The organism is Mucilaginibacter ginsenosidivorax (assembly GCF_007971525.1).
Classification (GTDB): Bacteria; Bacteroidota; Bacteroidia; order Sphingobacteriales; family Sphingobacteriaceae; genus Mucilaginibacter; species Mucilaginibacter ginsenosidivorax.
Genome location: NZ_CP042437.1, coordinates 6,787,985 through 6,801,381, shown reverse-complemented (window position 1 = coordinate 6,801,381; position 13,397 = coordinate 6,787,985). Strand labels below are relative to the sequence as shown.

The window sequence follows — 13,397 nt, the reverse complement described above, 5'->3', positions numbered from 1 at the left end:
CTCACAACTCACAACTACGTCTGTATCACCCCCACATTAAATGCCCGCTCGATCGGTGCATGGTTGGCGGCCTCTATCCCCATAGATATTACCTTCCGCGTTTCCAACGGATCGATTATACCATCAACCCAAAGCCGTGCTGCTGCATAGTATGGCGTGGTTTGGCTGTTATACCTGTCGGTGGTTTGTTTTAACAGTTCCTGCTCCTTTACCTCATCTACCAGTTCCCCTTTTGCCTTTAGCCCTGCTGACTGCATTTGCACCAGCACTTTGGCTGCCTGCGCACCGCCCATAACGGCTATTTTTGCCGATGGCCAGGCATATATCAGCCGGGGATCATAGGCCTTGCCACACATGGCATAGTTGCCCGCACCATAGGAGTTTCCTATAACTATGGTAAACTTAGGCACTACCGAATTGGCTACCGCGTTTACCATTTTGGCGCCATCTTTTATAATGCCTCCCTGTTCGCTGCGGCTGCCTACCATAAAACCGGTAACATCCTGCAAAAACACCAGTGGTATTTTCTTTTGGTTACAGTTCATAATAAAACGGGTTGCTTTATCGGCCGAGTCGGAATAGATAACGCCGCCAAACTGCATTTCGCCTTTTTTCGATTTAATCACTTTGCGTTGGTTAGCCACGATGCCTACTGCCCAGCCATCAACCCGGCCCAGGCCGCAAATGATGGATTGACCGTAACCTTCCTTATATTCTTCAAAAGCCGAATCGTCCAATAACCGCAAAATAATCTCGCGCATGTCGTACGCCTTCTCGCGGTTATCGGGCAAAATACCGTAAATATCTTTGGGGTCTAATTTGGGGGCAACAGGCTTAATCCTATCAAACCCAGCCTTGTTATAGTCGCCCACCATGCTCATAATGTTACGGATAGAATCGAGGCAGGCCTGGTCGTTAGGTTGTTTATAATCGGTAACGCCCGAAATTTCGCAATGCGTGGTAGCGCCGCCCAGGGTTTCGTTATCCACATCCTCGCCAATGGCCGATTTTACTAGGTATGATCCTGCCAGGAAAACCGATCCGGTGCCCTCTACAATCATAGCCTCATCGCTCATGATAGGTAAGTACGCGCCACCGGCCACGCATGAGCCCATGATGGCCGAAATCTGAACGATACCCATACTGCTCATCATGGCGTTGTTCCTGAAAATGCGCCCGAAATGTTCTTTATCAGGGAATATCTCATCCTGCAAAGGCAAATACACTCCCGCCGAATCTACCAGGTAAATAATAGGCAACCGGTTTTCCATGGCTATTTCCTGGGCACGTAAATTTTTCTTGGCGGTTATCGGGAACCAGGCGCCGGCCTTCACCGTGGCATCATTGGCCACAATTACACATTGCCTGCCCGATACATAGCCGATACCACAAATTACACCGCCAGACGGGCAGCCGCCATGCTCGGCATACATGCCATCGGCGGTAAAAGCGCCAACCTCCAGCCAGGGTTTATCTTTATCTATCAAATAGGCCACCCGCTCGCGCGCCAGCATTTTGCCTTTTTCTTTTTGTTTCAAAGCAGCTTTTTCGCCGCCGCCCAGGTAAACTTTTTTAAGCCGGGTTTTAAGCTCATAAACAAGCTGCTTGTTTATATCTTCATTTATATTGAATGACAAATCCATAATTGGTTTTATAATAGCGATGGTAATTTAGGGATAATTACCGTTGTAAAGGTAATTTTTAGTTTTCAATTGGTCATTGGTCATTGGTCATTGGTCATTGGTCATTGGTCATTGGTCATTAAGGGCAAGTCTGATTGTGTGACAACTGTTTTATTTTTTTTTAATAAACCCATCAATGACAAGCGCAGCGACAATGACCAATGACAGCGTAGCGAAACAGTAGCACTACGTTTAAAATAGCGTAAAAACACGTATGTATAATTACCAGAATCCATATAGCTTTACTTCACAATTACTTAGCCCCCATCTGTCATGATACAAAAAACCCAACACTACGGCTGGACTCCCGACCTGCCCGATCACCGCGATTTAAGATATGCCATTGTAAGACCCGAAGCTTTAGCCAAGCCGTTGCCACCAATGGTTGACCTGCGCCTGCAATGCCCTCCTGTTTATGATCAAGGCCAATTAGGGTCATGCACGGCCAATGCCATAGGCGGCGCTTTTCAGTTTGAGCTGATGCGGCAAAAACTGCCGGTTTTTAACCCATCGCGCCTGTTTATTTATTATAACGAACGGGTGCTGGAAGGTACTGTAAGCCAGGACAGCGGCGCCCAGCTACGCGATGGCGTAAAATCTGTAGCCACCCTGGGTGTATGCGATGAGAAGCTTTGGCCTTACAACATCAAGAAATTTGCTAAAAAGCCAACAAAAACATCATTTACAAAAGCTAAAAAAAGCTTGGCCATACAATATACCCGCCTAAACAACGCCAACATCAGCGAGTTAAAATCGTGCCTGGCAACAGGCAACCCCTTTGTTTTTGGCTTTACCGTTTACCAAAGCTTCGAAAGCACTACAGTTGCCCAAACCGGCATACTGCCTATGCCAGCAAAAACCGAAAGTGTTTTGGGTGGCCACGCGGTTATGGCTGCCGGGTATGACGATAGTAAGAAAGCATTCATTATCCGCAACAGTTGGGGCGACGCCTGGGGGCAAAAAGGTTATTTTTTGATGCCCTATGATTACATCACCAGCACCGATCTTGCCGATGACTTCTGGACAATAACGCAGGTAGAAGGGTGATCTTTCGATGTGCAGATTTCAGATTTCAAATGTGCAGATGATTTTTTGCATGTTTACATCTGAATCAGGAATTCTCAGATTTCAAGAAAACGAAGGTCATAAAGTACCGTCATTGAGGCACGAAGCAATCCCCGAACTATGTGGGACTTAGCATGTAGGGGATTGCTTCGTACCTCGCAATGACGGATGTTTATGCTAACAGTCAACAACTTACAAACGCGTCATTATAAGGCACGAAGCAATCCCAAAGTATGTGGGACTTAGCATATAAGGGATTGCTTCGTATCTTGCAATGACGGTTTGTTTTTTTAATTTTAGACAGCGTCCTTAGCTTCTCTGTGCGAAATTAGAATTCTATTGAGTTACAAACGTGTCTTTTTTTTGAATTTTGACTTAAAAAAGGTTTCTATCCTTAAACCAAACTTCATCGGGCCTGGCGTCGAAATTACTCATCAGGCTTACCAGTTCGATAGGGTCGCCGGAGGTGATGACCAGTTCGCGGTTGGCGGGTTTCAGGAATTTCTGTTCAACCATTACATCCAGTTGTTTTAACAATGAATCGTAATATCCGCCGGTATTAAGCAGGCCTATCGGGTGGTTGTGCAGGCCCAGCTGCAGCCACGTAAGTACTTCAAAAAACTCTTCGAGGGTGCCAATTCCGCCGGGCAGGGTGATGATGCCATCGCATAAATCATTCATCATTTGCTTGCGCTGGTGCATGTTATCTACAATGTGCAGCTCGGTTAGCCCGGTATGGCCAACTTCCTTATCCATCAAAAATTGGGGTATCACCCCTATCGCTTTACCACCACGGCTTAAAATGGCATCGGCTATCAATCCCATAACGCCAACTTTACCACCGCCAAATACCAGGGTAATATCGCGGCTTACCATAACTTCGGCCAGTTGCTCAATAGCTTGTTTTAATAAAGGATCGCCGTTAAAGTTGGCGCCGCAGAATACAGAAATGGATTTCATGGCGCAAATATAAAATTTACAGTCGCCACTTTACAGGTTACGATAGTATAATCCATTAACTTTAGCCGTTTATCCATTTAATACGTATTATTACATAATTACATTTACCAAACCTTATAAACCAAACACCCATATGAAAAAAGCCTTAATCCTTGCAGCCGTATTATTTACAATTGGCCTTAAAAATTCTTTTGCCCAAACTGTTACCAATCCCGATATTGAAAGTACTGACAGCCCGACAAGTACCATCACCAAAATTGAGACCGATCAACAGTATACCGTAGTAAGCTTTAGGCATTATGCCGGCAGCGATAACGCCTGGGCCGTGCTTAACAGGGAAATTTATATTCAAACAGATGTTGATAACAAACACTACGGGTACGTAAAATCGGAAGGGATTGCCGTAGCGCCCGAGACCAGGAACACCTTAAAAAAACTAAATGATAAGCTGGAGTTTAAAGTGTATTTTAAAAAGATTCCCGCCAACGCCAAAACCATCGATATTATTGAACGCGCCGGCAAACGGAGTGATGGGATAAACTATTTTAATTTTTATAACGTTGATGTTACACACTCATCGCCCGGAGATAAGGGCATAAAAATAACCAACGTGGAATTATTGCCACCGCCACCGGTAAATGGGACGGAACAACCTTCTTCAGATGGCGCTAACGGAATGGCAAATGCCATGGGCGCTATGGGGCCCATGTACGCTTCGATGGCAAAAAGCCTGCTTGACGCACAATTTGCTTATTTTAAACAACCCGGCAAAATAGCCGAGATAGCAAAACTAAATAAAGAGTATTTTGATGCCCTTACCAAAGAGGGCTTTACCAACGACCAGGCTTTAAAAATAATAACAGCAAACAGCATCATCCCAAAGTCGGCATCCATTAACGGTCAGTAAGAATCAATTATTGAATTATTGAATTATTGAATTATTTTCATTTAACGATGTAAACATTGAATGACAGAATCATAAAATCAATAATTCAGTCATTCAATAATTCAATAATTGCTTACCTGCTTGTGTAATTAGGCGCTTCTTTGGTAATAGTAATATCGTGTGGGTGGCTTTCGCGCATGCCGGCTGCGGTTATGCGTACAAACTTGGCGCGTTGCAAATCTTCTATGTTGGCGGCACCACAGTAGTGCATACCTGCACGTAAACCGCCAATGTATTGGAATACCACTTCGGCCATACTGCCTTTGAATGGTACACGGCCTACAATACCTTCGGGAACCAGTTTGGTTACCACATCGGTTTCGTCCTGGAAATAGCGGTCCTTTGATCCTTTTGCCATCGCCTCAACCGAGCCCATACCACGGTACGATTTAAACTTACGGCCTTCGTATATAATAGTTTCGCCTGGTGATTCTTCCACACCGGCAAAAAGCGAGCCTGCCATGATAGAGCTTGCGCCGGCTGCAATAGCCTTAACGATGTCGCCGGTTTGTTTGATACCACCATCGGCAATAACCGGGATGCCACGGCCTTCTAATGCTTTAGCGCACTCGTAAACGGCGTATAGTTGCGGTACACCCACACCCGCAATAATACGGGTAGTACAAATAGAACCCGGACCAATACCTACTTTAACGGCATCGGCGCCTGCATCTGCAAGAGCAATAGCCGCATCGCCTGTGGCTATGTTACCGGCAATAACCTGCAGGTTTGGATGTAAGGCTTTAATGGCTTTCACCATATCAATAACCCCTTTGCTATGGCCGTGGGCGGTATCAACCGTAACCACATCAACACCGGCATTTACCAGGGCGGTAACACGGTCGATATTATCGGCAGCAACACCAACGGCGGCGCCTACACGCAGGCGGCCAAACTCGTCTTTACAGGCGTTGGGGAAGTTTTTAACCTTCTGAATGTCTTTGTATGTAATTAAACCTACCAGCTTACCATTGGTATTTACAACCGGTAACTTTTCTATTTTATTGCTTTGCAGTATCGCGGCAGCTTCGGTAAGTGTAGTGCCTTCGGGAGCAGTGATCAGGTTTGTTTTAGTCATTACCGAGCTAACGGAAACGCTCATATCTTTTTGGAAACGCAGATCGCGGTTGGTAATAATACCTTTAAGGCGATGATCGGCATCAATTACCGGGATACCGCCGATACTAAACTCCTTCATGATCTGGAATGCATCTGCAAGCAGGGCATCTTCCAGCAAGGTAACCGGATCCTGGATCATGCCGCTTTCAGATCGTTTAACTTTACGAACTTCATCGGCCTGTGCCTGAATGGTCATGTTTTTATGCAGCATACCTATACCACCCGCCTGGGCAATGGCAATAGCCAGGCCAGATTCGGTAACAGTATCCATAGCTGCCGAAATGATGGGAATGTTTAAACGGATGTTTTTTGTTAACCAGCTGCTGGTGTTAACATCGCGCGGTAATACTTCTGAATAAGCGGGGAGTAGTAAAACGTCGTCGTAAGTTAATCCTTCGGCAACAAATTTAGATGGGTCTAACTGCATAGCAAATAATTATTTTGGAGTTATTATTTGCCGGGCAAAGGTAATAAAAATTCAGGTAAACAGAAATGCTTTGTGAAATAGAGTCAAGAATTAAGAGTCAAGAATCAAGAATTTTACATTTCGCAGAAAAATATCGCTTTTGCCGATCTTTGCAGCTGTCTTAATTCTTGATTCTTAACTCTTGACTCTTCCTTAATACTTTCCCACTATCACTTTATAGAAACGCTCAAAATGGAAATATTTATTGGCTAACTCCAATAACCTTGCCGAGTCGACACTTTTTACAGTGGCGGCATACCTGTCGTAATAATCATAATCCAAACCGGCAAAGTATATGCTCTTGAATTTATCGGCATGCGAAAAAACATTCTCCAGGCTGCCTAACAGCGAACCTAACATATAGTTGCGTACCAATGAAAGCTCCTCGTCGGGGATCAGTTCAGTTTTCAGGATATTGATCTCCTTTTCAATTTCGGCAAGGGCTGGTTTGCATACGTCTGCGCCAACCTCGGTGGCTACAAAGAATGATCCGGCCTGTTTAAACGAGCCCAGGCCCGAGCCAATGCCATAAGTATAACCCTTATCCTCGCGGATATTGGCCATCAGCCTTGAGCCAAAATAGCCACCCAAAACCGTATTGAGTACCTGTAACTGCTGAAAATCGGGGTGGCTGCGGTTAATCATCGGCGTGCCTATCCTGATAGCCGATTGTAAGGCTTCGGGTTTTTCGGTAAAGTAAAACAACTCTGTTGCAGGTACAATTTCCGGTTGGGTGGTATCGGCGGGTTTATCGCCGTTAACCCATCCTTTATCAAAAGTATCGGTAATAAGGGTTAAAGTTTCCGGTTCAATTTTACCTGAAATGATAATGGTGCAGTTTGATGGCTGGTATTGCTCTTTATAATGCGCAACTAATTCATCGCGCTGCAGCGCTTTATAATTATCAAAGCTTGCACCCACTCCGTATATGGTATCGCCATAAACAGCTTTGTTAAAATTTCGGCGGCCAACAACATCGTTTTTTTGAAGGCTAACCTGTAGCTTTTGCTGCTGGTTGCGTTTAAAAGTTTCCAATTCCTTCTCGGGGAAGGTTGAATTGGTTAAAATATCAACAATAACCGGCAAGGTATGGTGCAGGTGCTTGTTCAGGCTGTACAATACAACCTGCGAGTTTTCGTACCCGTATTCAACCTGCAAAAAGGCGCCGTAAAAATCAACCTTATCGGCAATCTGGGCAGCGCTTAGCGTACTGGTACCTTCGGTAAGCATGGTATTTACGGCCATGTTTAACAACGGCAGTGCCGGGTTAAAACGCAGGTTACCAAAAATCCATTCTATGCGAACCAATTCCTGGTCGCCGGAGTTAAAGCAGAAAATATTACAGCCGTTATCAAGCTTTTGATGCGCGGGCCGTATCAGGTTTATATTATCTATAGCCTTAAAATCAGGGGCTAATGTTCTATCTAAGTTGGTCATTGGTCAGTGGTCATTAGTCATTGGTTCTTTTCTGAACCTGAATTCGTCGAATTAAAGAATGGCCGGAATTAAGAAGAAATTAATTCAAAAAATTCCTTAATTCGACAAATTCCGGTTCAGACAGATTCCAATTCTGTTAATTCTCTAATTCTGAAAATTCTGATTCAGAAACTTCGGCTTTCTCGGCCAGGTATATCAGCGTTGATGAATTATCTTTCCTGAATATCTTGTTGGCAGCTTCTTTGATCTGCGCGGGGGTTACAGCCAGGTATTTGGCGGTTTCCTGGTTCAGCAGGTCGGCATCGCCCAGCAGCTCAAACGAGGCCAGGTTCATGGCTTTATCCAGCAACGACATTTCAGAAAACACCATAGTCGATTCGGTTTTGTTTTGCACCTTGGTTAATTCATCAGCCGGAATCTCGGTGGCTTTTACTTTTTCCAACTCATCCCAAAACGCGGCTTCAGCCTGTTCAATACTAATGTTTTCCAGTGGCTTGCCCTCTAACACAAACATACCTTTATCCAGGCTGCCGGTAATATAGGCATGTACCTCGCTAAAAATTTGCTTATCCTGCACCAAACTGCGGTACAAACGTGAGGAATGGCCACGCGACAGGATATCGCTCAGCAGCTCCACCGGGTAATAATCATCATCCAGCCTTGCTCCCATCTGGAAGGCTATGTACACGTCGTTCAACGGCACTTTGGCAGTAACTGTTTCGCGGCGTTCGTCATGCTGTTCGGGTTCCTGCGGCAGGTTGCGTGTGTATTTATCACCGGCAGGGATTGGGCCAAACCATTTTTCGGAGAGTTTTTTAACCTCCTCGGTAGCAATGTTGCCCCCTACTACCATAATGGCATTTTGCGGGTTATAGTGCTTTTTGAAGAATGCTTTCACATCTTCAATTTTGGCATCCTCGATGTGCTTAATGGTTTTACCAATGGTAGCCCAACGGTACGCGTGCTGTTTATAAACCAGCGGACGCAACTTTAACCATACATCGCCGTAAGGCTGGTTAAGGTAACGCTGTTTAAACTCCTCAATTACCACGTTACGCTGCACCTCAAGGCTTTTTTCGCTAAAGGCGAGGTTTAACATACGGTCGCTCTCCAGCCAAAATGCTGTTTCGATATTAGCCGATGGCAGGGTGATGTAATAGTTGGTGATATCGTTACTGGTAAAAGCATTGTTTTCGCCCCCTACCCTTTGCAGTGGCTCGTCATAGCTGGGAATATTTACAGATCCGCCGAACATCAGGTGCTCAAACAAATGAGCAAAGCCGGTTTGCTCGGGATCTTCGTCGCGTGCGCCAACATCATACAGAATGTTGAGCACTGCCATAGGCGTGGTATTATCTTCATGAACAATAACCCGGAGGCCATTATCCAGTGTAAACCGGTTGAATTTAACCATGGATAGTTCTTATTTTAACAAAGCAAATGTAAAACTTTTGACGACAATCGGGGGGAAAGATGCAAGAATCAAGAGTCAAGAATCAAGACAGGAGAAAACTGGCACTCAGCAGCTGGTATAAAAGACACCGATAATTAATAAAAAACGACCGCGGATTTGCTTTAAAAAAGGCAATTCGCGGTCGTTGTAAAAGGTAACGTTAGTTTTCTTTTATATTATTCAAACCAGGCCATCACCTCGTCTTTGGTGGGCATGGCAATATCCAGTTTTAATTTTTTGCGCATTCCGCCAAGGTCGTTAAATACTTTGTTGGGGTTGCCGGCTTTTAGTTCTTCAACGGTGTTAAAACCCATTTTATTCAACACGGGCACCCACTCGGCGGGTACGCCAATGTTTATAAAATCTTCGGCTGTAACCACTTTAGCTTTCTTCTCCGGGCGCATCTGCGGGAAGAATAATACTTCCTGGATGGTGCTTTGGTTGGTCATCAGCATCACCAACCTGTCGATACCGATACCCAGGCCCGATGTTGGCGGCATGCCATATTCCAGGGCTCGTAAAAAGTCGTCGTCCATGGCCATAGCTTCGTCATCGCCCCTGCCTGCAAGTATCAACTGCTCTTCCAGCCGTTCGCGCTGGTCAATCGGGTCATTTAACTCCGAGTAGGCGTTGGCTATTTCTTTACCATTTACAAAAAGCTCAAAACGCTCTACCAGGCCATCTTTGGTGCGGTGTTTTTTGGCAAGCGGGGTCATTTCGATTGGGTAATCGGTAATGTATGTTGGCTGGATCAGGTTATGCTCAACCTTAGCGCTGAAGATTTCGTCAATCAGTTTGCCTTTGCCCATAGTTGGGTTAACTTCTATTTTCAGTTCGGCACAGGTTTCGCGCAAAGCGGCTTCTTCCATGGCCGATACATCTATACCTGTATATTTCAGGATAGAATCGTACATAGATAATTTTTCGTACGGACCGGCAAAGTTGATCTCGTTGCTGCCAACCTGTACAACCGGGATACCATGAACGGCTTTGGCTACGGTTTCCAAACATTCTTCAACCATGGCCATCATCCATATATAGTCTTTATAGGCTACATAAATTTCCATGGCAGTAAATTCCGGGTTGTGGGTACGGTCCATACCCTCGTTACGAAACATTTTACCAAATTCATATACCCCGTCAAAACCCGCAACAATAAGGCGTTTCAGGTAAAGCTCATTAGCTATGCGTAAAAACAAAGGCATATCCAGCGTATTATGATGTGTAGCAAACGGGCGTGCTGCCGCGCCGCCGTGTACCGGCTGCAGTATTGGAGTTTCTACCTCCATCCAGCCCTGCGCGTTAAAGTAATTGCGCATGCTGCTAATCACTTTGGACCGGTTGATGAATATTTGTTTGTAGGCCGGGTTAACGGTTAAATCAACATAACGCTGGCGGTAACGCAACTCGGGGTCTGTAAAGCCATCATGAATGGTTCCGTCTTCCTCCCGCTTAACAACCGGTAACGGTTTAAGCGATTTGGAAAGCACAATCAATTCGCGAACGTGAACCGAAATCTCGCCGGTTTGAGTTAAAAACACATAGCCTTTAATGCCTATGTAATCGCCTATGTCAAGCAGTTTTTTAAATACGGTGTTGTATAAGGTTTTATCCTCATCAGGGCAAATATCATCGCGTTTCAGGTATATCTGGATACGGCCGGTCGAATCCTGCAGCTCGGCAAATGACGCGTTGCCCATAATACGGCGGGTCATGATACGGCCTGCGATAACTACATTTTGGTAGGCCTCGGGTTTTATTGCAAAATTATCGGTAATATCCTGTGCCCAGGCGTTAACATCAAATGCTTCGGCGGGGTACGGGTTTATACCCAGTGCCCTTAATTCATGTAAAGATTTGCGGCGGATAATTTCCTGCTCGGATAGTGCAATACTCATGTTTTGAACGGTATTTTTAATAAAGGTGCAAAAATAGCGTTTTTAATGGAAAAGCCCCACCTAAATCCTCCCCGGAAGGGAGGACTTTAAAAAGAAATACAATAAAAGTCTCCCCAACCGGGGGAGATTTAGAGGGGGCCTCTTCTTTTTCCTTCAAAAACCTCTTACATTAGCCAACCAATTACCCAAACCATGAAAAAACTGTCCTTGATATTATTTAGCCTGGTAGCTGTCACTTGCAAAGCATTTGGCCAGGATACAACTTCTTTATACAATGCCGGCACCAAAGCTGTGTTAGTTGCCAAACAGTTCGCGTTTACCGAGGGGCCGGCAGTTGATAAACAGGGCAATGTATTTTTTACAGATCAGCCCAATAACAAGATCTGGAAGTATAGCACAGATGGCAAACTATCTGTTTTTATGGATAGCGCGGGCCGCAGCAATGGAATGGATTTTGACAGCAAAGGCAACCTCATAAGCTGTGCCGATGGCAAAAACGAGCTTTGGTCTATCAGCCCCAAAGGAAAAATAGAAGTATTACTTACCGGCTATAAAGGGCAAATATTTAACGGACCAAATGATGTTTGGGTGAGGCCCGATGGCGGGCTATATATTACCGATCCCTACTACCAACGCGACTATTGGACACACAAAAAGCCCGAACTTGACGGCCAAAAGCTTTATTACCTGGCCAAAGGCAAGCACGAAGCTGTTATGGTTGATGATAAATTTAAGCAGCCGAATGGTATAGTAGGTACCGCTGATGGCAAACAGCTTTTTGTGGCCGATATAGGCGATAACAAAACCTATCGTTATGACATCAATAACGATGGCTCATTAAGCAATAAAATGCTTTTTACCTCGCAGGGATCAGACGGGATGACAATTGACGAACTGGGCAACATATACCTTACCGGCAAAGGCGTTACTATTTTTAACCCTAAAGGCGAAAAAATTGGCCATATTGATATTGATGAGCCCTGGACGGCCAACATTTGTTTTAGCGGAAAAAACCGGGATGTGCTTTTCATCACCGCCTCAAAAGCCGTTTATACTTTTCAAATGAAGGTAAAGGGAACTAATTAAGTCGGAAGTCTTAAATCGTGAGTCATAAGCCGGATTTAGTTTTTTTATTAAAAATTTAGACCTTTCGACTATAGACTACAGCACTATGCTTTCTGTTGTAATATAGATATAATTTGCTGCTGCTCGCCGTTGCTGAGCAGTTCGCCTTCGTAGTGCCATGGGCCTGATTGGGGAAAATAGATTGCGCCTAAATAATCCGGATTATCCTCATCGGCCAACGTGGGGCCATCGCCATCAATTTCCATTTCTTCGGTAAACAGCATGGACTCATTGTCGACCGAAGTTTTGTAAATTTTATATACACCCGTATCCGCAAGATCATGTTCCAGCATCGGTTCGATGATAATGTTTCTTGAACTGCCGTCGGCGTGCTTTAAATCTGCGTAAACCGGATTTTTCATAGGTGAGTGGTTATCGTAAATTAATACAAAAATAAGGAACTTTTGTTTTAGGTGCGAGGATAGGTGCAGGCACCATAAACAATTCAGGTTATTAAATAACCAATGAAAACAACAAGTTTCTTTATACAAAAAATAGTAACTTGGAAATGCGTTAATCCGTTTCATTAATGAACCCCATCTGTAAAATATTATTTCTTTTAATCCTGCTCAATATCAAGCAAGCGGGATCATATCGGAATTTGCGACCGATTTTCACAACGCTAACAACGAAAAAAGATTCAACCAGGCAAACTGAAACAGCAATTGTGAACGGCATTAGTTATACAGCAATAAATATTTTGGGCGGCAAATTTTGCATAAAAGATAATAGTGGCAAAGTTGTTTATAGCTCACCTGCAGATGATGGAGTAATCCATTTTAAATTTATTGATTTTAATGGAGATGGTTATAAAGATATCACCGTAGATTTAAGTACCGTGGATTCAGGCGCCCAAGACTTGATCATTTACGACTTAAAGTCAAAAACATTTAAATTCGCCGGTAATTGTTCCAACGCCGAAAAAATACGAAACACAAAGTTTTACTATACTTACGAGGACTGTTGTATGGGAAGAAACTGGAGCAGTAACTTGTTTTACATTGCTGATTCAAAGATCATAAACGTAGGGTATATTAACTATAAAGATGGCGAAGGGCTTTCGTTTTATAAAGTCAACGGTAAAAAGAGTGTATTTGTAAAAAAGTGGAACGTGCGAATTAATGGTAACACGCCCATTACCACAGGTAAGCATATTAATTTCAATTTAAATAATTATTGGAAGAACCACTGGTATAGCTTCATTGCCCAACGCAGTTGAATTATGTAAAAATACCTAAATAGTACC

General features: G+C 44.2%; 11 protein-coding genes. 4 read left to right on the top strand and 7 right to left on the bottom strand.

Going from position 1 to position 13,397, the window contains the following annotated elements; genetic code table 11:
* Window positions 1-14 precede the first annotated feature (14 nt).
* Window positions 15-1,643, bottom strand: coding sequence for an acyl-CoA carboxylase subunit beta (locus FSB76_RS28120; RefSeq protein WP_147059414.1), 1,629 nt, complete (start codon window positions 1,641-1,643; stop codon window positions 15-17).
* A gap of 312 nt (window positions 1,644-1,955) precedes the next feature.
* Here FSB76_RS28120 and FSB76_RS28115 point away from each other — a divergent pair, with 312 nt between their 5' ends.
* Window positions 1,956-2,729, top strand: a complete 774-nt coding sequence (locus FSB76_RS28115) for a C1 family peptidase (RefSeq protein WP_147059412.1) — start codon at window positions 1,956-1,958, stop codon at window positions 2,727-2,729.
* Window positions 2,730-3,122: 393 nt separating this feature from the next.
* Here FSB76_RS28115 and FSB76_RS28110 read toward each other — a convergent pair whose 3' ends face one another.
* Window positions 3,123-3,707 (bottom strand): LOG family protein, encoded by a 585-nt coding sequence (locus FSB76_RS28110; protein WP_147059411.1) that lies wholly within the window; start codon window positions 3,705-3,707, stop codon window positions 3,123-3,125.
* Between the two features lie 133 nt (window positions 3,708-3,840).
* On the opposite strand from FSB76_RS28110, the gene FSB76_RS28105 reads away from it, so the two are divergent.
* A complete protein-coding gene (locus tag FSB76_RS28105) occupies window positions 3,841-4,614 on the top strand; it encodes a hypothetical protein (RefSeq protein WP_147059409.1) in 774 nt (257 codons plus the stop codon).
* A gap of 112 nt (window positions 4,615-4,726) precedes the next feature.
* Here the strand turns inward: FSB76_RS28105 and guaB are convergent, their stop codons facing one another.
* The 4 genes from guaB to lysS all read right to left on the bottom strand — a co-directional run bounded on the left by guaB (window position 4,727) and on the right by lysS (window position 11,026).
* Window positions 4,727-6,199, bottom strand: coding sequence for an IMP dehydrogenase (gene guaB, locus FSB76_RS28100; protein ID WP_147059407.1), 1,473 nt, complete (start codon window positions 6,197-6,199; stop codon window positions 4,727-4,729).
* A 192-nt stretch (window positions 6,200-6,391) separates the two neighbouring features.
* Window positions 6,392-7,675, bottom strand: coding sequence for a M16 family metallopeptidase (locus FSB76_RS28095; RefSeq protein WP_147059405.1), 1,284 nt, complete (start codon window positions 7,673-7,675; stop codon window positions 6,392-6,394).
* Between the two features lie 136 nt (window positions 7,676-7,811).
* A complete protein-coding gene (locus FSB76_RS28090) occupies window positions 7,812-9,089 on the bottom strand; it encodes a M16 family metallopeptidase (RefSeq protein ID WP_147059403.1) in 1,278 nt (425 codons plus the stop codon).
* A 215-nt stretch (window positions 9,090-9,304) separates the two neighbouring features.
* Window positions 9,305-11,026 carry a lysine--tRNA ligase gene (lysS, locus tag FSB76_RS28085; protein WP_147059402.1) on the bottom strand — a complete coding sequence of 574 codons (1,722 nt, stop codon included), beginning with the start codon at window positions 11,024-11,026 and terminating at the stop codon, window positions 9,305-9,307.
* A 192-nt stretch (window positions 11,027-11,218) separates the two neighbouring features.
* Here lysS and FSB76_RS28080 point away from each other — a divergent pair, with 192 nt between their 5' ends.
* Window positions 11,219-12,112 (top strand): SMP-30/gluconolactonase/LRE family protein, encoded by an 894-nt coding sequence (locus FSB76_RS28080; protein ID WP_147059399.1) that lies wholly within the window; start codon window positions 11,219-11,221, stop codon window positions 12,110-12,112.
* Between the two features lie 83 nt (window positions 12,113-12,195).
* On the opposite strand, the gene FSB76_RS28075 is transcribed toward FSB76_RS28080, so the two are convergent.
* Window positions 12,196-12,513 (bottom strand): hypothetical protein, encoded by a 318-nt coding sequence (locus FSB76_RS28075; protein WP_147059397.1) that lies wholly within the window; start codon window positions 12,511-12,513, stop codon window positions 12,196-12,198.
* 305 nt (window positions 12,514-12,818) lie between these two features.
* Here FSB76_RS28075 and FSB76_RS28070 point away from each other — a divergent pair, with 305 nt between their 5' ends.
* The gene (locus tag FSB76_RS28070) at window positions 12,819-13,370 is read left to right on the top strand and encodes a hypothetical protein (protein ID WP_147059395.1); all 552 of its coding nucleotides are present in this window, start codon (window positions 12,819-12,821) and stop codon (window positions 13,368-13,370) included.
* The last annotated feature ends 27 nt before the right edge of the window (window positions 13,371-13,397 follow it).